This window comes from Winogradskyella sp. (genome assembly GCF_003712105.1).
Lineage (GTDB): Bacteria > Bacteroidota > Bacteroidia > Flavobacteriales > Flavobacteriaceae > Winogradskyella.
Map to the genome: position 1 here is coordinate 874,851 of NZ_RHLG01000001.1, position 22,744 is coordinate 897,594.

A 22,744-nucleotide genomic window follows, 5' to 3' on the forward strand; every position below is an offset into this window, starting at 1 on the left:
ATTGTAAATGATGTTACTTTAAAGCTTTAGCTTTTTCCTTTGCTTCTTCATTACGTTCAATCTTATGTTCAGGTCTTGACCATTTTGGTTTTTCACCTAAAGATTGATACTTAGAATCTTCAGCTTCAACGGTTTTTGGTTGCATTTTTTTAATGAAAGGTTTCTGAGGGTTTAAACCTAAAAGCTTAAACATCTCCATGTCTTCATTAACGTCAGGATTAGGTGTAGTTAGTAATTTGTCGCCAGCAAATATAGAATTTGCTCCAGCGAAGAAACACATGGCTTGACCCTCACGAGTCATTTGAGTTCGTCCAGCTGATAGTCTTACTTGTGTTTCGGGCATAACAATTCGCGTGGTAGCTACCATACGAACCATGTCCCATATTGAAACGGGTTCTTGATCTTCTAAAGGTGTACCTTCAACTGCTACCAATGCATTAATTGGCACTGACTCAGGTTGAGGGTTTAATGTAGCTAAAGCTACTAACATACCAGCTCTATCTTCTTCTTTTTCACCCATACCGATAATACCTCCAGAACATACTGTAACATTGGTTTTACGAACATTATCAATAGTTTCTAATCGATCTTCAAAACCTCTAGTAGAAATCACTTCTTTATAATATTCTTCTGAAGAATCTAAGTTATGATTATAGGCATATAAGCCTGCTTCTGCTAATCGCTTAGCTTGATTTTCGGTTACCATTCCAAGTGTACAACACACTTCCATATCAAGCTTATTTATGGTGCGCACCATTTCTAAGACTTGATCAAATTCAGGGCCGTCTTTTACATTACGCCATGCGGCACCCATACAAACCCTTGAGCTTCCGGAAGATTTAGCTCTAAGTGCTTGGGCCTTTACCTGTTGAACACTCATTAAGTTGTTACCTTCAATGTCTGTATGATATCTAGCAGCTTGAGGGCAATACCCGCAATCTTCAGGACAACCACCAGTTTTAATAGATAATAAAGTAGACACTTGTACTGTATTAGGGTCATGATGTATACGATGAACAGTAGCTGCCTCATAAAGCAGTTCCATTAATGGTTTGTTGTATATATCAAGAATTTCTTCTTTTGTCCAGTTGTGTCTTACTTTACTCATAAAATTAGGGTCTTAATAGAACAAAAATAGTTATATCCATTTAGATTCTCGCTCGGTAGCATCTAAAATATCAACATTTAATAAAGAAGCTATTTCTTTTGCCTTTTTAAAGGCATCATCAATGTTATAAGTTCTATAGGCCTCAATTCTTTTATTGCGGTTATAAAATAAATTTAATTTAAAGATTTCATTTTTAACTTTAGCTTCGGCAGATCGTGCGCGTAATGTTGTAACTTCATTTGTTTTAAAAACGGAAATATATTCGATATCAGGTAAGGCTTCCCATTTCCCAATATCTATACCTAAGATTGACCTTATTTTTCGATATTTTCTGTTTTTAAAATCAAATTCTGAACCTTCAACTAAAAGTAAATAAATACCAAAGCCTATAAGAATGAAGGCACTATAACTAGAAAATAATGTATAGATACCAAGGGCTAATGAAATGGTTCCTAGGATAGTTTTCCATATCGGAAGTTTTCTTTTAAAAGTAAACATAAGTCAAATTGTTTAATAAAATAAGCTGCCTAATTTTAGGCAGCTTATGAGAATCTATGCATTATCAGAATTTTCGATTTCAGCATCTTCAGCTTCGATTTCTTTTCTGTCTTTACCTTTTAAATACTCAGGTAAATCCATACCAGCCATGTTAAACATTTCTTGTAAAGGTGGCACAGCTTTGTACATACCAGAGATAAAATTTGAAGTAGAAGATTTCCCATCTTTACTACCACCATTTTCCCAAACGGTAACCTTATCAATTTTGATATTTTTAATAGCTTCAGCTTGTGTTTTAACTAACTCAGGCAACTTATCTGCAATTAATAATAGTACAGCGTCTTTAGAATTATTACCTGCAGCTTTTACGATTTCGTCTAAACCAGCAGCTTGCTTGGTTAATACTTCGTAAAGACCTTTTGCCTCAGCTTGAGCTTTAAATAATATGGCATCAGCCTCACCTTTTGCACGTCTTCTAATACGCTCAGCCTCTGCCTCAGCGTCTATTTCAGCTTTACGTTTTGCAATTTCGGTAGGTACAATAACATCAGCCATTTGAGATGAACGCTCACGTTCTGCTCTTGCTGCTTCGGCTTGTTGCTCAGCAGCATATGACTCTTCCAATGCTTTTGCAGATTGTACTTTTTCTGAAGCTATAGCTACGCGCTCAGCTTCAGCTTCACGCTGACGACGTAAAGAGTCGGAGTTAGCAACAGAAATTTTTGCAGTGTTCTCACCTTCTACGGCTTTGGCATTAGCTGCGGCTACTTGGGTTTTTTCATCTTGCACTGCATTAGCTTCACCAATAGCACCATCTCTATTTTTTTCTGCTACCGATTTACGAGCAGCGTTAATAGCATGTGCAGCAGCTTCCTTACCTAATGCTTCAATATATCCAGACTCATCAACGATATCAGTAATGTTTACGTTGATTAGTTTTAAACCAACTTTCTTTAATTCCGATTCTACAGATTGAGAAATATTAGTTAAAAATTTATCTCTATCAGAATTTATTTCTTCAATATCCATTGAAGCTACAACCAAACGTAACTGACCAAAAATGATTTCTTTAGCTAATTCTTGAATGTCTTGTAACCCTAAACCTAATAAACGCTCAGCAGCATTTTGCATTACGCCAGGCTCTGTTGATACACCAATAGTAAAACGCGAAGGCACATTAACACGGATGTTCTGTTTAGATAAGGCATTAACTAGATTTACCTCTATTGATATAGGAGTTAAATCTAGATACTCGTAATCTTGAATGACTGGCATAATAAAGGCGGCACCACCATGAATACACTTTGCTGATTTTCCACCACCTACTTTACCATAGACTACAAGAATTCTATCTGATGGGCAGCGTTTGTAACGCTTAATCAGAATAATCAAAGTGAGTACAATAAAAAGGGCGACAAAGATGAGTAGCATTGGTCCGCCAAAACCATCCATGCTAAAACTGTCTTGAATGAGTAATGTCATAAGATTTAAGATTTTAAAGATTAATATTTAATAATTTGTGTGAAGGTTAATTACTCAGTAAATGACCTTCGTTATTTGGAAGTTCTTCTATCTCTGATATTGAAGCTTCGATAGGTTTTCTGGTTTTGTCGACGATAAGAATTCCGTTAGATGTGACATCAACAACTTTTATAATTGTACCAGATTTTAAATCGATTAGCGCATCAGTAAGTGCATCTAATTCTCTAACTGTACCTTGTACATTAACACTAACTTTACCCATGCTTGAGCGATCAGCACCAATAGTTAAATAGACTTCTCCAACTGCATCTAAAGCATTATTATAATTTAGTGTACCACTATCACTCAATTTGCTAATAAAATAGAATAGCGAAGCCATAATAACCATCATAAGCAATCCTGAAAGAAGCGATACAATTATCGTAATTGGTGTTGAAAGTCCGGCGTCTAGACATGCAATGCCGCTCCATCCAAATATGGTAAAAAACCCAACTAAATTTTTGAATGTTATAAACTGAAATCCTGCTCCAGCATCTGAGTCAATTTCAGCATCTGCATCTCCAATATCATCAGCATCTCCACCAGCAAAAGCCATTGCCATTACACCAATAAAAATTAATGAACCAACTACAGCTATAGACCAATAGACTTTAGGTAGAAATTCTAAATTTGAAAACCACTCTAACATAAATGAATGAATTAACAGTTAAACAAAAATACTATCAGCAATAAGCTATTTTGAAAGTATTATAGATACTGCATTACCACCAAAGCCAACGGCATTAATCATAATTTTTGATATTTTTTTTGGACGCGATTGCTCCAAGTATGGAATGTCAATAAATTTTTGATGGTTAAGCATAAGTATGGCCATTTCTATACTGAGCATTCCTGATGCTCCAAGGCTATGACCTACTTGTGCTTTATTAGTAGTCAAAGTGGGAATTTTGTTACAAAAAATTTGTTTTATAGCAGTGTATTCCGCTAAATCACCCTTTATAGTACCAGGTGTGTGAGTTACAATTATGTCGATGTCTTCGGGGTTTGAATCACCCAATGCCATGGTCATAGAGCGTTGAAAACATTCAGCGTCAGCCGATAGCGATGCATTGTGTTCTAATAGTTCTGTACCGTATCCAAAACCATCAATATAAGCTAAGGCATTATCTTTTTTTCCTAGCTCTAAGCATGCAATAGAAGCAGCTTCACTGAGAATCATTGTGTTTTCAGATTTATTAAAATCCAAAGCTTTGCATGGTAACTCGTCATTAGTTCTGGCATAGATTTTTAAAGCTTGCATTTGTGCAATAGTAAATGATGTTAACGGTGCTTCGCTACCACCAACTAAAAACTTATTACACATATTGGCATTTATCCAAGCAATGCCATTAAGCATTGCATGTAATGCTGTAGAGCAGGTAATTGAATGTGAAATTTCAGGACCTTTTGTTTGCAAATCGTGAGCTACCCAAGACGAAATATTACCAAGCGTAGTTGTGGGAGAACTTAATGTTTCTGCTCTATGTTCAGTTAAAAAACTTTCAAAATATTTTTCGAATAAACCTGTTGCACCACGAGACGACCCAATGTTAACCCCAAAATCATCTTGAGACGCCCAACCTGCTTGCTTTACTGCATGTCTCGCAGCAAAAATCGCAAACAAAACAGACTTATCAAGCTGCTTATATTTTGAATTGGAATGTCTTAGTTTTTCGATCTCTTGTTTTGCATTAAGAGGTAATTCAGCAACTAAGTTTCCATCTAATCTTGAAAAGCAGTGGGTTTTGGCATTGTAATTTTTCCAGATAATATCTGGCTCATAACCTAAAGGGGAAATAGAGGATATTGCAGTTATAGAGATTGGTTGATTCAATACATTTTTTGTTTGAAGCAAAAGTAGTGTATCTACACAATTTTAAAAACCAACTTTAGCTATTTATAATTAAATTGTAACATAAACTTATTTTAGATTACTCACATATTAAAATGTATCAATATTATGGAAGAACGCGAAGGTAAAAGTTGGTTTAGTAGAAACTGGGGTTGGGTTCTTGGTGGCGGCTGCTTAACCTTAATTGTTATTGTTGGGTTAATTATAGGAGGAGCTATTTTTAAAGTGGTTGATACAGTAAAGGAATCTGAAACTTACAACTATGCCGTTGGTGAAGCTTCTAAAAATAAGGAAGTAATCGGGTTTTTAGGAGAACCGATTGAAACTGATGGGATTGGAAATACTAGTTATAATTATATAAATGGGAAGACATCTGTGGATTTAACGATTCCGATAAAAGGACCAAAAGATGAAGGGGATATATTTATCAGTGCCGAAAAGACTAATGGAGAATGGGACTATAAGTCACTTTATGTAAAAATAGATGGTGAAACAGAAGTCATTAATTTACTGGATACTATTGAAGACTCTTCAGACGATTTCTAAAGAACTTTTTATTGTACTATATACTTTTTGCAATTCTTCTTCAGTAATTACATACGGTGGTTGTATATAAATAGTATTGCCAAGTGGACGTAAAAACACACCATTTTTCATAAAATGTGATAATAACTTATCTCGTAAATCACCGTAACGATTGGCTGTAGTATTTAAATCGATTGCTAAAATGACACCAATACTTCTCGTAGTTTTCACACTTGGATGGTTTTCAATTTTCTTTTCAAATGCTTTATGTGAAGCCGAAATTCGTTTAATACTGTTCTGAATATCTTCAGTTTGTAACAACTCAATACTTGCTAAAGACGCCGTGCATGCTATAGGATTAGCAGAATAGGTATGGCAATGCATAAAACCTTTAGCAATAGTATTGCCTAAAAAGGCTTTATAAATATCCTCAGTACATGAGGTAATTGCCATCGGTACAAGTCCGGCAGTTAGGGCTTTACTCAAACAAATAATATCTGGTTTGGTTTCGATATAATCTGAAGCGAAAGATTTACCTGTTTTTCCAAAACCCGTCATAACTTCATCGGCAATAGTCAAGATGTCATTGCTTTTGAAAAACTTTAAAAGCGCATTTAACCCAACTGCGTCATGAGTTTTCATACCAGCTGCTCCTTGTACTAAGGGTTCGTAAACAAAACCAGCGATAGCTTCAGAAGAAATAATTGTTTTAAGTGTTGTTAAAATCTCTTCAGTATTAGTCCCGTCAGGAACAGGAATCCTTTTAATGTCCATTAAAAAATCTTCAAATGGACCATTGTAAATAGAAAGACCTGAAACTGACATAGCACCAAATGTATCACCGTGAAATCCATCTTCAAAAGCTATAAAGGTTGAGCGTTTTTCACTTTTATTAAAGTAATATTGAAGCGCCATTTTTATGGCACCTTCAACAGCAGTAGAACCATTGTCGTTAAAGAAAATTCGGTTTTGACCCTGAGGAAGGATTTTTATTAGCTCTTCAGATAATTTTACCGCGGGTTCATGTGTAAAATCGCTAAACATTATTTGGTCTAGCTGTTGCATTTGATAAGAAACGCGACTGGTAATATAATCGTTACAATGCCCAAACATACTCGTATACCAAGACGCTATAGCATCGATATACGCGTTACCGTCTTCATCAACCAAAGTGCAACCATGTGCTTTTACGATTGCTAAGCTATCAGGATGCGTATGGTGCTGTTTTAGCGGATGCCAAAGGTGTTTTTTATCGCGTTCTTTGAGACTCATAAATTAGGTTTAAACTTTTCCGCATATTCCTTAATCACATTTTGGTCAAAGTAAGGTTCGTCTTCTATGCGTCCAATTACAGTTGCGCCAGTCATTTTTTCAATAATTGACTCAGTAGTTTCATGCTCGTTACCACTATAAATAATCGATACGTCAAAGCCCTTATCTTTCAATAGGTTTACGGTTAACAAGGTATGATTAATACTTCCTAAATAATGACGAGAAACTACAATAACTTTATAGTCTGGTTTAATTAGATCTAAAATTGTATCCGTATCATTTAGCGGTACCAGTAATCCGCCAGCACCTTCGATAACTAAATCATTTTTGGTTTTTGGTACGTTTATAAGTTTTAATGCAATTGAAACATTGTCTATTTCTGCAGCCGCATGAGGACTCATAGGAGTATTGAGCGCATAACTATTTGGATGAAAAACAGATTTTGAATTCGATACTAAACGCTTGACTTTATGAGTATCGCTATTGTCTATATCACCAGCTTGAACCGGTTTATAATAATCTGCCTCTAAGGCTTCAACTAAAATTGCTGATGCAATTGTTTTTCCTACCTCAGTAGATATACCAGTTACGAAGTAAGTCGTCATATACGTTTGCCTTTGAAATATTTATCTTGTTTTACAGGAAATTCGGTTTTACAATCATCGCAGACATATTTGTATCGTGTATGAAATGGCAATGTAAATGTTATTATACCAAACAAAAACGCCATTAAAGATTTAAAACTATCTATAGAAGAGAATAGTTCTACATGATGATTACCACAATTAGGACAAGCTATAGGTTGCCCATTATCATCGACTGAGTATGCTTTAATAGATTTAAGGATGTCTCTAGCGTCTTGCTCATTTTCAGAATACACCTTAAGCTTTACACCACCAATGGCATTACTCACTAATGGATCTGTGTCAATGGTTAAATTATCTGACAAAAACACTTTGATACCATCGGCTTCTAATCTTCCTTTAGCGATCTGTGCTTCCGAAGAATATTGATATTTTGCTACTGTAACAAATATTTTCTTTGTCATAAAACAAAGGTAGCAAGTAACTCTAAGACTTTAGTCATATCTTCTTTAGAATTATAACTGTGTAAACAAAAACGTAATCGCTCACTTCCTTTTGGGACTGTAGGTGACAATATGGGTTTAACGTCGAAGCCGTTATTTTGAAGTTGTTTTGATATATGCTTCACAGTATCATTTCCTGAAATAATACAACAGTGAATTGCAGATTCACTTTCAATAAATGTGTTCTGAAAGTTTAGTCGTTTAATTTCAGAATTAAAAAACCTGATATTATCTTCTAGCTTTTCAATTTCAGAAGTTTCATATAATTCGGTATAAGCACATTTTATTGAAGCCAGTGTATGAGGTGTTAAAGCAGTCGTATAAATAAAAGGTCTAGAGAAATTGATGAGGTATTCTTTTAACGCTTTTGAACCTAATATGGCTGCGCCATGGCAACCTAATGCTTTGCCGTAGGTGACAATTTTGGCAAAAACAGGCTCATCAACTAAGCCCTGATTGAAAACACCAATTGCATGTGCTTCATCAATAATAAGGTGTGCATCGTAGGTTTTACAAAGTTGAATAAGCGCAGAGATATCTGGAGAATCACCATCCATGGAAAAGACAGATTCTGTGACAATGTAAATTTCTGTTTCTATTGGATTTCGACTCACTTCGGCTCCGCTCAGTGACCGACGCTTAAGAATATTTTCCAAATCCTGTAAGTCATTATGCTTGAATTTATATGATTTAGCATTACTCATTGTAATACCATCTCTAATAGATGCATGTGCCAATTCATCATAGAGAATTATATCGCCTCGTTGAGCAATACAAGTCAATATACCAATGTTAGCATTATAGCCAGAGTTGAAAATCAGCGCTGCTTCACAATTATGAAATTCTGAAATTTGAGCTTCAATTTCTCTGTATAGCTCATGATTACCCGAAAGTAAACGAGAGCCTGATGCACCATTTTGAAGAATACCATTGTCAATTAAATGCTGATGCGCTGTTTTGAAAATCTTATCAGACTTTGAAAAGCCTAAATAATCATTTGAAGAAAAATCTACTGGAAAGTTTGCACTACTGAGTTGTCTGTAGGCATTATTAGCTTTACGGTCTTCTAGTTTTTTATGAAGCTTTTTTGGTAGCATTGGTCAAAAATACAAAGACCTATAAAGTTTTAAACTTTAACAAGTTAAATTTTATGCATTATCAAAAAATATTATTCTAAACCTAATATATTTTGTTATATCGATTATTAAAAATCACGGTTAGTGATATAAATTGTAGGTTTTTTCTTAATTTCATGATTTTAAACCATTCAATATCATGAAATTAAAATTAGCTTTCTTAGTCTCATCACTAATTGTATTTACAAGTATTAGCTCTTATTCTCAAAATTTAGAAAACTCTAAATGGTATTTTGGAATAAATGCAGCATTAAATTTTGACACGCCTTCTAATAACCCAGAGCCCATAATAGGTCCAAACTCTATGTCTACTAGGCGGAATGCTGCTTCTGTTGCAGATGAAAACGGAAATTTATTGTTCTACTCTGACGGTAACACAGTTTACAGTAGTAACCACCAAGTTATGGTAAACGGTAATAATTTAAGTGGTAGTAAAGAAAATATTCAAGGGGCACTGATTGTACCTGCTCCAGAAGGGTGCCAAAAATATTTTTTGTTTAATCTTAATGGAACTTCACCAAATATTATTGATAGGGGCTTAACTTATAATGTTATAGATATGAGTTTAAATAATGGTCTTGGCGAAGTGATTGATAAAAATATAGTATTAATATCTTCAAACGATATAGCTGGTAGCATATACTCAAATAAAATAACTTCTACTTTACATACTGAAAGAGATAAAGTATGGGTAGTAGTACAAATCAGAGATAAATTTTACTCTTACTTAGTTACTAATTCTGGTGTACAAATACCAGTTATTTCTGGTATTGATGTTAACGGGTTAACAATAAATGATGAGTGGTCAGGATATGGAGGATTTAAAATTTCTCCTAATGGAAGGAGACTTGGAGCATGCTATAGTTCTATTACAGGTAATGGAGGTGTACATGTATATGACTTTGATGCAACAACAGGCTTAATAAGTAATTTAAATGTTTTACCCAATAGTTCTTCTTTTTTTCTACCATTAGGGTTAGAATTCTCTCCTAATTCAAATTATATATACTACTCAACATTAAACTCTTTATTTCAAGACGATGTGCCTAGAATTAATAAAGAATCAAAGCTGTATCAAGTTGGCCTAAATAATAATAGAAGATTAGCTGTTAACCCTGTTATTATTGGAAACTTAAATGATAATGGATTATTACAATTAGGAAGAAATGGTAAAATATACCTTGCTGGTTCGGGTAATATTTTGGGAGTTATTAACAATCCTGATGTTTTTGGGCTTGGAGCAGGTTATCAACAAAATGGTGTTGCACTACCTAACGGAACTATGGCAAATTTCTCATTACCACTTTGGGTCAATGTACCAAATGTTAATAATAGCTGCGATGTATCTAACTTTATAACTACCTGGCAAGTAGACAACACAGACCCAACAATAACGATACCTACCTTTCCGGGCGAAACCTATAACTATGATGTAGATTGGGAAGGTGATGGCGTATTTGATGATTTTGGAGTTATTGGAGATATAACCCATGATTATGGAACATCTGGAACTTATGAAGTACATATCAGAGGAGATTTCCCAAGGATTTTTTTTAATAGTGGTTTATCTAATAATACATCTGCTAACCATGATAAAATAATCGCAGTTAATCAATGGGGTTCTCAAGTATGGACATCTATGGTCTGGGCCTTTAGCGGCTGTGGCTTTTTAGAGGTTTCTGCAAATGACACACCTGATTTATCCATAGTTACTGATATGTCTTGGATGTTTTACAATTGCCATATTTTGAATCAATCCCTAAATAATTGGGATGTGAGTAATGTTACTAATATGTCTTGGATGTTTTCTCATGCATATGCTTTCAATCAACCGTTGAATAATTGGGATGTAAGTAATGTTACTAATATGAGAAGTATGTTTTCTCATGCAGATACTTTCAATCAACCGTTGAATAATTGGGAAGTAAGTAATGTTACTAATATGAGAAGTATGTTTTCTCATGCAGATACTTTCAATCAACCCTTAAATAATTGGGATGTAAGTAATGTTACTAATATGAACGGCATGTTTTCTTATGCATATGTTTTCAACCGATCATTAAATAATTGGGATGTAAGCAATGTTACTGATATGGGTTATATGTTTTTTCACTCAGATGTTTTTACTCAACCATTGAATAATTGGGATGTAAGCAATGTTAATAATATGAGAGGTATGTTTTCTAACGCATTTGCTTTCAATCAATCCTTAAATGATTGGGATGTGAGTAATGTTACTGATATGGGTTATATGTTTATAGAATCAGATGCTTTTAATCAGCCTTTGAATAATTGGGATGTAAGTAATGTTACGGATATGTCTTGGATGTTTTCTAGTTCATCTGTTTTCAATCAGCCCTTGAATGATTGGGATGTAAGTAATGTTACGGATATGAATGCTATGTTTTATTTTGCAGATGTTTTCAACCAACCCTTAAATGATTGGGATGTAAGTAATGTTACAGATATGTCTTGGATGTTTTCTAATTCAGAATCTTTTAATCAACCCTTGAATAATTGGGATGTGATTAATACCACTGACATGAGTTATATGTTTTATTTTGCAGATGTTTTCAATCAACCCTTAAATGATTGGGATGTGAGCAGTGTTACAGATATGAATAGTATACTAGCTTATACAAATTTATCAACATTTAATTACGATCAAACCTTAATAGGTTGGAGTGAGTTAAATAGTTTGCAAACAAGCGTTAATTTTGGAGCACTCGGTGTAACCTATTGCTCAGGAGCATCAGCTAGACAGAACCTCATCGATGATTTTGGTTGGACTATTGACGACGGTGGTATTGCTCCTAGTTGTAAAATTTCTGCTAGACATGATATAGATTTAAACATATTTCCAAATCCGACTAGGAATATTATAAATTTAGACTTTACATCTCAAAATAGTTTTAATTTTTATACTGAAGTGAAAAATATTTATGGTGTCACTATTATTGTATCTAATAATAAAAAATACATTGACCTTAGTAAATTAAAAACAGGAATCTATTTTATTAAAGTAACTACAGATTTAGGAGAAACCATTATAAAACAAGTCATTAAAAAATGATAATAAATTCTTTGTACATTTTAAGTATTGTTACCTGAGTTAGATTTTCAACACTCGAAGCGATTTGTAAAGCATTAGATTGCCAACCAAGTGATATTTTGGAGTACACAGAATAAGGTTATAAGCTCTATATTTTAACTATTACTTGGGTTTTATTAGCATTTCTGTATTTAGTTTTTTTCTATTTTTAGATTTCGATCCGAAATCATGGTTAAAGCCAAATATAAAAATAGATGCCTTACAATATTGTTCACATGCTTTATTGTTACAAATATGTTTGCTCAGTTAAATAGCACTACAGTTGGAAGTGCATCTGATATAGGCAATAATTGCTTTATAATTACACCAGCATTAAACAACCAAGCTGGCGGCGTTTGGTACGATAATGCAATCGATTTTGATAATGATTTTACAATCTATTTTCAAGCAAATTTTGGAGATCAAGATGCTAATGGTGCGGATGGTATGGCGCTTGTTTTTAAAGATAATCCTAATGCGCAAATCGGTAATACGGGAGGTGGAATGGGTTATCAAGGCATAGGCGCACCCTTAGATCCCATATCAAATGCATCATTAATCATCGAATTTGACACCTATCGAAATAATAGTCCCTCTGAAGGTCTGCTAGCTGATCCGTTTTATGATCATATTGCAATACAAAGAAACGGTGATCCTTTTCATAATAATGCAGTTGCCAATTTAGCTGGACCTATACAAGCAAGTTCTACCAGTGTAGATATAGAAGATGGTGATACACATGAAGTCAAAATACAATGGATAGCTTCGTTAAATATGCTTAATGTTTTTTTTGATTGCGATTTTAGATTAAGCTTAGATAATTTTGATATTAAAAATGTAATATTTTCTGGAGACGACTCTGTCTTTTTTGGGTTTGTAGGTTCTACAGGAGGCTTAAATAATTTACACCAAGTTTGTTTTAATAGTATCACATTTGTAGATAACCTAAATTTACAAGATGCTACGATATGCGAAAATGAGTTTGTTAGTATCGATGCATCTATTCCAAGTGGTGTGAACTATATGTGGGCACCAACTGATGGTGTTAGTAATCCTAATATTCCTAACCCAGTATTAATGCCTTCCGTGACTACAACATATACTGTTGAAATACGTGATATATGTGGAGAAACATCTTTTGAAGATGTCACCGTAAATGTTACTCCAAATATTACGCCCACATTTGATGCAGTATCACCAATCTGTTCAGGAGAAGCATTAGCACCTTTACCAACCACATCCAATAATGGTATTACAGGGACATGGGCACCAGCCATAGACAATACGCAGACCACGACTTATACATTTACACCAAACCCTGGAGAATGTGCGTTTACGGAGACTTTAACTGTAACAGTGAATCCCAATATTATACCCACATTTGATGCGGTATTTCCAATTTGTTCAGGTGATGCATTAGCGCCATTGCCGACCACATCAAATGATGGTTTTACAGGTACTTGGTCACCAGCATTAGATAATACGCAGACCACAACCTATACATTTACACCAGATGCAGGGCAAGGTTGTGTAATAAATCAAACACTGGAGATTATTGTAAATCCTATTATAGCTCCAACATTTGATGCGGTATCGCCTATTTGTTCAGGAGAAGCCTTAGCACCATTACCAACCACATCCAATAATGGTATTACAGGTACATGGACACCAGCCTTAGATAATACACAAACCACAACCTATACGTTTACACCAAACCCTGGAGAATGTGCGTTTACAGAGACGCTAACTATAACAGTGAATCCTAACATCGCTCCTACATTTGATTCGGTGTCACCAATTTGTTCAGGAGAAGCATTAGCACCATTACCAACCACATCCAATAACGGTATTACGGGGACTTGGACACCAGCATTAGACAATACGCAAACAACAACCTATACATTTACACCCGGTCCAGATGAATGTGCGTTTACAGAGACACTAACCATAATAGTGATTCCTAATATCATACCAACATTTGATGCTGTGACACCCATTTGTTTTGGAGAAGCATTAGCTCCATTACCAACCACATCAAACAACGGTATTACTGGTGTCTGGTCACCAGCATTAGATAATACGCAGACTACTACCTATACTTTTACACCAGATATTGGGCAGGGATGTGTTATAAATCAAACACTAGAAATAGTTGTAATTACGCCTATGCTGCCAACATTTAACTCTTTTGGTCCTATTTGTTCAGGAGATGTATTAGAGCCATTACCCACTATTTCTAATGAAGGCATAACAGGTAATTGGTCACCAGCAATAGACAATACGCAAACTACAAATTACACATTTACACCAGATCCAGGACAGTGTTCTGCACCCATTACAGAAACGATTACGGTACTCGAAATATCAGAATTATCTATTGCTGTTGATTTAGTTTCTCAGCCTTTTTCAGGGAGTCAGACTGTTATTGCTAATGTGATTGGCGGCACAGGAGATTATATATATCAGCTTGATAATGGTCCATGGGTAAGCACTAATTCTTTTAGTAATATTTCTGGTTGCGACATTCATACTATCAGAGCAAGTGAAGCTTCTGGTTGTAGCAATATTGTTAGTGAGACATTTCAAGTTCTAGATTATCCCAAATTTTTTACTCCTAATGGAGATGTTTATAACAACTTTTGGAATATTTCCTGTTTGGCAAACCAACCAAGTTCTATAATCAGTATTTTTGATAGATATGGAAAGCTCTTAAAACAGATTAGTCCTGCTAGTTCAGGTTGGGATGGCACCTATAATGGTAATTTAATGCCAAGTAATGACTATTGGTTTCAAGTAAACTACATAGATAATGATGGGTTACCAAGAGTTTTTTCCTCACATTTTTCATTAAAAAGATAAGTGATAACGTTTTAAAATAGTGTGTCTTTCTGTACTTCCTCAATGATATAAGGCTTGTTTGTGTCAATACCTTTTTTATAAAAGTCTCTACTAACAGCATGTGCTTTGAATGGTTTTGAGCTCATACCAGTTGCTATTATTTCATTTATTTCTGGTTCGCTAAGCCCATTGTCAAGCCAATCTTCATAATAATGCTCGTCTAGGACTAAAGGCATCCTTTTGCGCTTGTTGTGTACTTCTGCAAAAAACTCATTCGCATTTGTAGTGAGTATAGTTGCAGTAAAATTGGTTTCATCTATTTCGTTATATAGGCCTGCAAATAAAAATAACTGTCCTGTTTTATCTTCATGAGTTGGTTGGTAGCAGAAATATGGAATTGCTTTACCGTTTTCATGATGTGGTTCAAAAAAACCATCTGCTAAGATGAGACATCTTTTTTCTTCAGCACTCTCACGGAATGAGGGTTTTTCATAAATACTTTCACCACGAGCATTTAGTGTATTGCTTTTTTTTCGAAAACCTTCAGGATTATGAATTGCCCAATCTGGTACTAATCCCCAACTTGCATTATAAATAACATTTGGTTCGTTCATTTTTATAATTTGTAAGTTGCCATGGGTAAAACCGTTGAGATGGTAATATGGTGTATACTCTACTGATGGGTGAAATTTAGCAGCAATACTATCTCTTAATTTTTTTTCAATTTTTTCGCGCTGTTTTCTTAATGCAGTGGAATAACACATGATTAAATGTAATCATTTTTTTATTGATGTCTATTTGCTAATAAAGGTGGAGGTTCGCCATTAAATGGATTCCAGCGACTTATGGTTTTGGCTTCTATTCCTGCAGCACTCATTACAATTCTATCACCATATCGTTCACGCATTTCATCCATAGCTTGAGCCAAATTAAGATGCATCTCGTTATCTTCGAATAAATTAACTTGGTGGCCACCTTCTACGAGGTGACTAAACTTTACACCAATAAGGCGTACTAGCAATCTACGATTATATAGTTTCTTAAATAGCCCTAATACAATAGGAATTATATTGTGATCCATAGCACTATAAGGAATACGTTGTTGCTGTGTATAGGTTTGAAAATCTGAATATCGAATTTTAAAAGTAACACAAGCTGTAAGTTTGTTTCCACGGCGTAACTGAAAGGCTAAATTCTCTGCCATGGCAATAACCAAGCCTTTAAGTTTAATTACGTTTGTGGTGTCTTGCCCAAAAGTACGTTCGGTTGAAATAGATTTACGTTCGTGATATTGTACTACAGGGCTATTGTCTATACCATTGGCTTTTTTCCATATTGATAAACCATTTTTCCCAAGAACCTTATGCATGAGTTCCATAGGCATATCTTGCACAGTTTTAATACGCTTTACACCTAAATCGCACAAAGCCTTGTAAGTTACATTACCAACCATTGGTATTTTTTTTACTGAAAGTGGCGCTAAAAAAGGTTTCTCATTTCCTTTAATAATATGTATTTGGTTATTTGGTTTTGCCTCGCCCGTAGCAATTTTTGAAACGGTTTTATTTAAAGATAAGCCAAAGGAAATAGGCAATCCTGTTTCTTTAATAATCCGTTGCCGTAGCTCTGAAGCTAGCTTCTGACATCCAAAAAATTTATCCATACCTGTAAGATCTATATAAAACTCATCAATAGATGTTTTTTCGTAAAGAGGGACACTTTCTTTTATAACGTTTGTGACATTTTCAGAAAATTTAGTATAAACTCCTGTATTACCTCTAAGCACAATAGCTTCTGGACATAGCTGTTTTGCCATACGCATGGGCATAGCAGAATGTACGCCATAGGTTCTGGCTTCATAACTACAAGAAGCGACAACGCCTCTGTCTCCTGTTCCACCAATCAAGATAGGTTTCCCATTAAGACGACTGTCTAAAAGGCGTTCACAAGACACAAAAAAAGTGTCTAAATCCATATGTACTATAGAGCGACTATTTATCATATTGTGCCTTAAGGTCTTTGAAACTTTTCTTTTTTTGAAATGTTTGATTCTTTGAATTTATCGAATAGCGTGGGTCTTCAATTACAGCAAGGCGTTTAAATTTTGAAACTTCAATAGAAACACAATCAAACTCTACCATTACTTTACCAATAATCTCATAAACGCCTTTTCCTCTAAAGGGGTATTTTGCTGCAATAGGAGGAAAATGAACGGTGTCTATAAAATCGCCATCATAATCTAGAAATGTTCCAAAATGCATTCGCTTTCCGTTGGATGTACTTGTATTTTTAGTTGTTATCAAATACCCTTTAATTGTTACAAGTTTTTCTTTGAATTTTGGTAAATCCTTGGCCCTTAGTCTGCCAGGAAAAGAATGTTCTAGAAGGTAGAATGGGTTGCATAATGGAAAGCCCAACAACTCCATTTCGTCAAAAGCATTTTCTAAATCTGTATTTGATAGTTTGGGTGTTTTGTAATTTATTTTTTCAGTTTTAAATAAGGTCATGATGTGTTCTTGCACTACCGTTTTACTGATTTTTAAATGCGCCTCCCAGAGTAATTCACGCTTATTAATATTTGTAAATCTAAAGGCATTTATTTTTATTAAAATAGTGATTTGCTCTACAGAAATTGGCACACGTTCTATAAAATCATCAAGAGAATTAAACACTCCGTGTAAATCTCGCTCACGTATAATACGTTTTATTGTTTTGGATTCTAAACCATGCAAAAACATAAAACCTAAAACAATAGTTTTACCTTTAATTATAGCATGCTTATACGATGTATTAATACACGGTGTTTCAATACTGCCACCGTGCATTCTGGCTTCGTGTACGTAGAGTTCTGTTCGGTAAAACCCACCGAAGTTATTAATGGTGGCTGTCATATATTCAAGAGGATAATAAGCTTTCAAGAATAGACTTTGATAACTTTCTACGGCATAAGAAGCAGAATGACCTTTAGCAAAAGCATAGCCAGCAAAGCTTTCGATTTGACGCCATACGTCAGCAACAAACTCATAAGGTTTTCCATCGTTTTTACAGTTATCAAAAAATTGTTGTTTTACTTTTAAAAACTCTTCTCGAGAGCGAAATTTGCCTGACATACCTCGACGTAGCATATCAGCTTCGCCAAGAGTGAGGCCGCCAAAATAGTGTGCTACTTTAATAACATCTTCTTGATAAACCATCACGCCATAAGTATCTGGCATCAGTTTGGCAAGCACAGGATGCGCTTCTTGTCGTTTTTCAGGATAACGATAGCGTAAAATGTACTGCCGCATCATACCACTTTTGGCTACGCCAGGACGAATGACCGAACTTGCAGCTACCAGGCCCAAATAATTATCAACCTGTAATTTCTTTAAAAGCATACGCATGGCAGGTGATTCTACATAAAAACAGCCAATGGCTTTGGCATTCTTTAAAAGGTGTTTTATGCGTTTATCTTGTTTAAAACGTTTAATGTCATGAATATCAAGTACAGATTGATTGGGATGATTGGAAGCGATAATAGTTACAGCATCTTTAATTTTTCCTAATCCACGTTGGCTTAAAATATCGAACTTATAAAGCCCAATATCCTCAGCCACAACCATGTCAAATTGTGTAGTTGCAAAGCCTTTGGGTGGTATAAATGTTGCACCATAATAATGTATTGGTTTTTCGGAAATTAAAATACCACCAGCATGTATGCCGAGATAGTTGGGAAACCCTTCAATATATTGACTGTATTTTAAAACTAAAACTGATAGTCTATCGAGCTTATTAATATTAAACTTACCCTGGGTTAGCATATCCATCTCAGATTTTGGTAGCCCAAAAACTTTTCCTAATTCTCTAATAGAGGCTCTAAATTTAAAGGTGTTGTAAACAGTTAAAAGCGCAGTATGCTTAAAATTTTTGAAGATAAAGCTTATGATATCATCACGGTCTTTCCATGAAAAATCAATATCAAAATCTGGTGGATTTTTACGAAACAAATTAATAAACCGCTCAAAATATAAATCGAGTTCAATAGGATCTACATCTGTAATTCTTAATAAATAGGCAATGATACTATTGGCGCCACTGCCACGCCCAACATAGAAGTAGCCTTTGCTACGTGCATATTCTAAAATCTTCCAGTTAATCAAAAAATAAGACACAAAACCTTTCTGTTTTATGATATTAAGCTCTTTATTAATGCGCTTATATATTTTCGAGTCAATATTGTTTCCATAGCGATAGGGTATGCCCTTGTAGGTAAGTTGTTCTAATAACTTATAATCAGAAGCTTCATTTTCAGTAAAGGATTTTTGATTTTTAGGGTTGGTGTTTTCAAAATCGAAATGGATTATGCAATTATTTAAAAGCTGCTGAGTGTTATCAATAATTTTTGGGAATTCAGAATACACTTCGCATAGATCATTATAGGGAAGCATCGTATCGTACTCACTGCCTTCTTCAGATTTTGGCAACTTGCTTAATAGTGTATTGTTATCTATGGCGCGTAGTAAGCGATGAGTATTAAACCCTTTTTTATTTTGAAATGAGACGGTTTTTAGAACCACTAGTTTTTCGCGATATTTATTCCATTTTGAAAACTTTAATTGGTTAAGATCTCTAGGCGTGATACCGAGAAACTCATTGGTGTTTAGATCAAAGTCTTTCCCTTTTTGATAAGGGTAAATAATAAAGCAACAATTTAAAATTTCACTAGGGCGTTCAGGGATTTTTAAGTCTTTATTGTGAAGAAACTTTGATAGATATGAATTTATGTTTTGAAACCCAAGGTTGTTTTTAGCAATTAAAATGAATTGTTGTTCTGCTTTATTCCTAAAGTCAACACCAAGGATTGGTTTTATTTTATACTTTTTAGACAATCTTACAATATCCATACATGCTGATGTCGTATTAATATCTGTTAGTGCTAGAGTTTGTACATCATTTTCTGAAGCAATAGCTAATAATTGTTCAGGCTTTATAGTACCATAACGCAGGCTGTAATATGTGTGACAGTTTAAATACATAAGATTACAAAATTAGCTACTATATGTAGTAATTGTTGCTTATATTTGTAGTAATAATTGTTAAAATTGAATTTTTATGAAACCAATTCAAATCAACATAAAGCATTTAAGATCTCTGAAGCAGATTTCACAAGAGCGTTTTGCAGATAATCTTAATTGGACGCGTTCTATGGTTGGTTCTTATGAAGAAGGTAGAAGCGAACCACCAATTGAAAAATTAATAGATTTGTCAAATTATTTTAATATTCCTATTGATATTTTAGTTCGTAAAGATTTGCGAAAAGCAAAGGACACATCGTTTATAGAAGTAGGGAATAAGCGAATATTGTTTCCGGTCACGGTAAATGAAAAAAATGAAGACTTGATAGAAATTATTCCTGCTAAAGCTTCTGCGGGTTATTTATCTGGCTATGATGACCCAGAATATATAGAACAACTTCAAAAAATTAAACTACCCTTTTTGCCAACAGGCACACACCGTGCATTTCCTATAAAGGGCGATTCTATGTTACCAGTTAAAGATGGTGCTTTTATAGTAGCGAAGTTTGTGGAGAATGTTAATGACATTAAAAATGGTAGAACCTATATAGTTCTAACCAAGAATGATGGTCTAGTTTATAAACGTATATATCTTAAAGGCGATGACAGCAGTGATTTATTATTGAGTTCAGATAATAAATCTTATAAACCTTATCTAGTACCTAAAGATAGTATCATTGAGCTTTGGGAATTTACATGCTGCATTAATACTCAAGAGTATGATGAAAAAGAATTAAAACTCAGTAGTATTATGACTATGTTTCAAGAATTGAAAGTAGAGTTAGAAGCAGTAAAATATTTATAATAAAAAACGCGAAGCTATGCTTCGCGTTTTTGTTATCTTATATCGTTAAAGATTAATCAGCTAAAATAATAAGCTTATTATCTTTCATTTCAATAGTACCAGAATTAATGGCTAATAATGTTTTACCATCTTTCTTAGTAAATTTATTTTGTACATCTTCATGAAGCGTAACATCACCATTAATAGCTATGTTACCTGCTTTAAGTATAGAAACTATAGGAGCGTGATCCTTAAGCATTTCGAACTCTCCGCTAACTCCAGGAACAGCAACACTATCAACTTCTCCACTAAACAATGTAGCCTCTGGTGATACAATTTCTAAATACATAGGTTTGAATTTTTATATTAAGCTTCAGCAAGCATTTTCTCACCAGCTTCAATAGCTTCTTCTATAGAACCTTTAAGGTTAAACGCTGCTTCTGGTAAGTGATCTAATTCACCATCCATAATCATATTAAAACCTTTAATAGTTTCTTTAATGTCTACTAATACACCTGGGATACCTGTAAATTGCTCAGCAACATGGAATGGTTGTGATAAGAAACGTTGTACACGTCTTGCTCTACCTACAGCCATTTTATCCTCTTCAGATAATTCTTCCATACCCAGAATAGCAATAATATCTTGTAATTCTTTATATCTCTGTAATAACTCCTTTACACGTTGTGCACAGTTGTAATGCTCATCTCCTAAAATATCAGCTGTTAAAATTCTTGAAGTAGAATCTAATGGATCTACCGCAGGATAGATACCAAGCTCAGCAATTTTACGAGATAATACTGTCGTTGCATCTAAGTGGGCGAAAGTTGTAGCAGGAGCAGGATCCGTTAAATCATCCGCAGGTACATATACTGCTTGTACAGATGTAATCGAACCTTTCTTAGTAGAAGTAATACGTTCTTGCATTGCACCCATTTCTGTTGCTAATGTAGGTTGGTAACCTACAGCTGATGGCATACGACCTAAAAGTGCAGATACCTCTGAACCAGCTTGAGTAAAACGGAAGATATTGTCAACGAAGAATAATACGTCTTTACCTTGACCATCACCAGCACCATCACGGAAATACTCTGCAATTGTTAAACCAGATAATGCTACTCGCGCACGAGCTCCAGGAGGTTCATTCATTTGTCCAAAAACGAAAGTCGCTTTAGAATCTTTCATAGCAGTTTTGTCAACTTTCTGTAAGTCCCAACCGCCTTCTTCCATAGAGTGCATAAAGTCATCACCATATTTAATAATACCAGACTCTAACATCTCACGAAGTAAATCGTTTCCTTCACGAGTACGCTCACCAACACCAGCAAATACAGAAAGACCACCGTGACCTTTAGCAATATTGTTAATCAACTCCTGGATCAATACTGTCTTACCTACACCAGCACCACCAAATAATCCAATCTTACCACCTTTTGCATAAGGCTCGATAAGGTCAATTACTTTAATACCTGTAAATAACACTTCAGTAGAAGTCGATAATTCTTCAAATTTTGGAGCTTGTCTGTGAATTGGAAGTCCATCTTTATCAGCTTTTGGTAAATCTCCTAATCCATCAATAGCATCACCAATTACATTAAAAAGACGTCCATAAACATCTTCACCAATTGGCATTTGGATAGGAACACCAGTAGCAATAACTTCTGTACCTCTACTTAAACCATCAGATGAATCCATTGCAATAGTACGTACTGTATCTTCACCAATGTGAGATTGTACTTCAAGTACTAGAGTAGAACCATCAGGTCTATTAATTTCTAACGAATCATAAATTTTTGGAAGTTCTGCACCAGCACCAAATTCAACATCGATTACTGGACCTACTATTTGTGCAACTTTACCTGTAACTTTAGACATTACTTATATGTTTTTGTTTTGCAATAATTTAAAAATGAAAAACTGCGGTTTTTCAACATAAAAAAAGCGTTGTTTTTCGCGCTGCAAAGATATAGTTTTATTT

At 34.6% G+C, this 22,744-nt stretch carries 18 protein-coding genes and 1 pseudogene; 5 read left to right on the forward strand and 14 right to left on the reverse strand.

Annotation, left to right across the window (positions count from 1 at the left end; genetic code table 11):
- Positions 1-13 precede the first annotated feature (13 nt).
- Genes bioB through ED556_RS04090 form a run of 5 tightly spaced genes read right to left on the reverse strand, consistent with a single transcriptional unit; the run spans position 14 to position 4,961 of the window.
- Positions 14-1,108 carry a biotin synthase BioB gene (gene bioB / locus ED556_RS04070; protein ID WP_296319604.1) on the reverse strand — a complete coding sequence of 365 codons (1,095 nt, stop codon included), beginning with the start codon at positions 1,106-1,108 and terminating at the stop codon, positions 14-16.
- A 30-nt stretch (positions 1,109-1,138) separates the two neighbouring features.
- Entirely contained in the window at positions 1,139-1,606 is a 468-nt protein-coding gene (locus ED556_RS04075; RefSeq protein WP_296319605.1) for a hypothetical protein, read from the reverse strand.
- Positions 1,607-1,660: 54 nt separating this feature from the next.
- Positions 1,661-3,088, reverse strand: a complete 1,428-nt coding sequence (locus tag ED556_RS04080) for a flotillin family protein (RefSeq protein WP_296319606.1) — start codon at positions 3,086-3,088, stop codon at positions 1,661-1,663.
- Between the two features lie 46 nt (positions 3,089-3,134).
- Positions 3,135-3,776, reverse strand: coding sequence for a hypothetical protein (locus tag ED556_RS04085; RefSeq protein ID WP_296319608.1), 642 nt, complete (start codon positions 3,774-3,776; stop codon positions 3,135-3,137).
- A 45-nt stretch (positions 3,777-3,821) separates the two neighbouring features.
- Positions 3,822-4,961: a beta-ketoacyl synthase N-terminal-like domain-containing protein gene (locus ED556_RS04090; RefSeq protein WP_296319610.1), complete on the reverse strand. Its 1,140-nt coding sequence runs from the start codon at positions 4,959-4,961 to the stop codon at positions 3,822-3,824.
- A gap of 126 nt (positions 4,962-5,087) precedes the next feature.
- Between ED556_RS04090 and ED556_RS04095 the strand changes: the two genes are divergently transcribed.
- Entirely contained in the window at positions 5,088-5,525 is a 438-nt protein-coding gene (locus ED556_RS04095; protein ID WP_296319612.1) for a cytochrome c oxidase assembly factor Coa1 family protein, read from the forward strand.
- Here the strand turns inward: ED556_RS04095 and bioA are convergent.
- From bioA to ED556_RS04115, 4 genes are read right to left on the reverse strand one after another with little or no spacing between them, the layout of a single operon-like run.
- A complete protein-coding gene (gene bioA / locus ED556_RS04100; RefSeq protein WP_296319614.1) occupies positions 5,511-6,776 on the reverse strand; it encodes an adenosylmethionine--8-amino-7-oxononanoate transaminase in 1,266 nt (421 codons plus the stop codon). The genes ED556_RS04095 and bioA overlap by 15 nt on opposite strands.
- A complete protein-coding gene (bioD, locus tag ED556_RS04105; RefSeq protein WP_296319616.1) occupies positions 6,773-7,381 on the reverse strand; it encodes a dethiobiotin synthase in 609 nt (202 codons plus the stop codon). The genes bioA and bioD overlap by 4 nt, the downstream gene beginning before the upstream one ends.
- The gene (locus ED556_RS04110) at positions 7,378-7,824 is read right to left on the reverse strand and encodes a DUF2007 domain-containing protein (RefSeq protein ID WP_296319618.1); all 447 of its coding nucleotides are present in this window, start codon (positions 7,822-7,824) and stop codon (positions 7,378-7,380) included. The genes bioD and ED556_RS04110 overlap by 4 nt, the downstream gene beginning before the upstream one ends.
- Positions 7,821-8,960, reverse strand: a complete 1,140-nt coding sequence (locus ED556_RS04115; RefSeq protein ID WP_296319620.1) for a pyridoxal phosphate-dependent aminotransferase family protein — start codon at positions 8,958-8,960, stop codon at positions 7,821-7,823. Before ED556_RS04115 ends, ED556_RS04110 begins: the two co-directional genes overlap by 4 nt.
- A gap of 178 nt (positions 8,961-9,138) precedes the next feature.
- Between ED556_RS04115 and ED556_RS04120 the strand changes: the two genes are divergently transcribed.
- The 3 genes and pseudogenes from ED556_RS04120 (at position 9,139) to ED556_RS04130 (ending at position 14,949) form a co-directional block, all read left to right on the forward strand.
- A complete protein-coding gene (locus ED556_RS04120) occupies positions 9,139-12,072 on the forward strand; it encodes a BspA family leucine-rich repeat surface protein (protein WP_296319621.1) in 2,934 nt (977 codons plus the stop codon).
- A gap of 38 nt (positions 12,073-12,110) precedes the next feature.
- Positions 12,111-12,188, forward strand: a pseudogene (locus tag ED556_RS04125) (helix-turn-helix domain-containing protein); the annotation flags it as partial.
- Positions 12,189-12,345: 157 nt separating this feature from the next.
- Positions 12,346-14,949, forward strand: coding sequence for a T9SS type B sorting domain-containing protein (locus ED556_RS04130; RefSeq protein WP_296319623.1), 2,604 nt, complete (start codon positions 12,346-12,348; stop codon positions 14,947-14,949).
- A gap of 11 nt (positions 14,950-14,960) precedes the next feature.
- Here ED556_RS04130 and ED556_RS04135 read toward each other — a convergent pair whose 3' ends face one another.
- The 3 genes from ED556_RS04135 to dnaE are packed head-to-tail and all read right to left on the reverse strand — an operon-like array spanning position 14,961 to position 19,943.
- Positions 14,961-15,692, reverse strand: a complete 732-nt coding sequence (locus ED556_RS04135) for an SOS response-associated peptidase (protein WP_296319625.1) — start codon at positions 15,690-15,692, stop codon at positions 14,961-14,963.
- A gap of 20 nt (positions 15,693-15,712) precedes the next feature.
- Entirely contained in the window at positions 15,713-16,930 is a 1,218-nt protein-coding gene (gene dinB / locus ED556_RS04140) for a DNA polymerase IV (protein ID WP_296319627.1), read from the reverse strand.
- A complete protein-coding gene (gene dnaE, locus ED556_RS04145; protein WP_296319629.1) occupies positions 16,920-19,943 on the reverse strand; it encodes a DNA polymerase III subunit alpha in 3,024 nt (1,007 codons plus the stop codon). The genes dinB and dnaE overlap by 11 nt, the downstream gene beginning before the upstream one ends.
- Before the next feature lie 76 nt (positions 19,944-20,019).
- On the opposite strand from dnaE, the gene ED556_RS04150 reads away from it, so the two are divergent.
- Entirely contained in the window at positions 20,020-20,787 is a 768-nt protein-coding gene (locus ED556_RS04150; RefSeq protein ID WP_296319631.1) for a LexA family transcriptional regulator, read from the forward strand.
- Positions 20,788-20,839: 52 nt separating this feature from the next.
- Here the strand turns inward: ED556_RS04150 and ED556_RS04155 are convergent, their stop codons facing one another.
- Entirely contained in the window at positions 20,840-21,115 is a 276-nt protein-coding gene (locus tag ED556_RS04155; RefSeq protein WP_296319633.1) for a F0F1 ATP synthase subunit epsilon, read from the reverse strand.
- 17 nt (positions 21,116-21,132) lie between these two features.
- A complete protein-coding gene (gene atpD / locus ED556_RS04160) occupies positions 21,133-22,641 on the reverse strand; it encodes a F0F1 ATP synthase subunit beta (protein ID WP_296319636.1) in 1,509 nt (502 codons plus the stop codon).
- Positions 22,642-22,744 lie beyond the last annotated feature (103 nt).

What these genes read in the sequence shown, in the direction of transcription:
- ED556_RS04110 (WP_296319618.1), bottom strand. Translation starts at nt 7,824, where the DNA reads ATGACAAAGAAAATATTTGTTACAGTAGCAAAATATCAATATTCTTCG.
- ED556_RS04115 (WP_296319620.1), bottom strand. Translation starts at nt 8,960, where the DNA reads ATGCTACCAAAAAAGCTTCATAAAAAACTAGAAGACCGTAAAGCTAAT.
- ED556_RS04075 (WP_296319605.1), bottom strand. Translation starts at nt 1,606, where the DNA reads ATGTTTACTTTTAAAAGAAAACTTCCGATATGGAAAACTATCCTAGGA.
- ED556_RS04120 (WP_296319621.1), top strand. Translation starts at nt 9,139, where the DNA reads ATGAAATTAAAATTAGCTTTCTTAGTCTCATCACTAATTGTATTTACA.
- bioD (WP_296319616.1), bottom strand. Translation starts at nt 7,381, where the DNA reads ATGACGACTTACTTCGTAACTGGTATATCTACTGAGGTAGGAAAAACA.
- bioB (WP_296319604.1), bottom strand. Translation starts at nt 1,108, where the DNA reads ATGAGTAAAGTAAGACACAACTGGACAAAAGAAGAAATTCTTGATATA.
- atpD (WP_296319636.1), bottom strand. Translation starts at nt 22,641, where the DNA reads ATGTCTAAAGTTACAGGTAAAGTTGCACAAATAGTAGGTCCAGTAATC.
- ED556_RS04080 (WP_296319606.1), bottom strand. Translation starts at nt 3,088, where the DNA reads ATGACATTACTCATTCAAGACAGTTTTAGCATGGATGGTTTTGGCGGA.
- dnaE (WP_296319629.1), bottom strand. Translation starts at nt 19,943, where the DNA reads ATGTATTTAAACTGTCACACATATTACAGCCTGCGTTATGGTACTATA.
- ED556_RS04155 (WP_296319633.1), bottom strand. Translation starts at nt 21,115, where the DNA reads ATGTATTTAGAAATTGTATCACCAGAGGCTACATTGTTTAGTGGAGAA.
- ED556_RS04085 (WP_296319608.1), bottom strand. Translation starts at nt 3,776, where the DNA reads ATGTTAGAGTGGTTTTCAAATTTAGAATTTCTACCTAAAGTCTATTGG.
- dinB (WP_296319627.1), bottom strand. Translation starts at nt 16,930, where the DNA reads ATGATAAATAGTCGCTCTATAGTACATATGGATTTAGACACTTTTTTT.
- ED556_RS04130 (WP_296319623.1), top strand. Translation starts at nt 12,346, where the DNA reads ATGTTTGCTCAGTTAAATAGCACTACAGTTGGAAGTGCATCTGATATA.
- ED556_RS04150 (WP_296319631.1), top strand. Translation starts at nt 20,020, where the DNA reads ATGAAACCAATTCAAATCAACATAAAGCATTTAAGATCTCTGAAGCAG.
- ED556_RS04095 (WP_296319612.1), top strand. Translation starts at nt 5,088, where the DNA reads ATGGAAGAACGCGAAGGTAAAAGTTGGTTTAGTAGAAACTGGGGTTGG.
- bioA (WP_296319614.1), bottom strand. Translation starts at nt 6,776, where the DNA reads ATGAGTCTCAAAGAACGCGATAAAAAACACCTTTGGCATCCGCTAAAA.
- ED556_RS04135 (WP_296319625.1), bottom strand. Translation starts at nt 15,692, where the DNA reads ATGTGTTATTCCACTGCATTAAGAAAACAGCGCGAAAAAATTGAAAAA.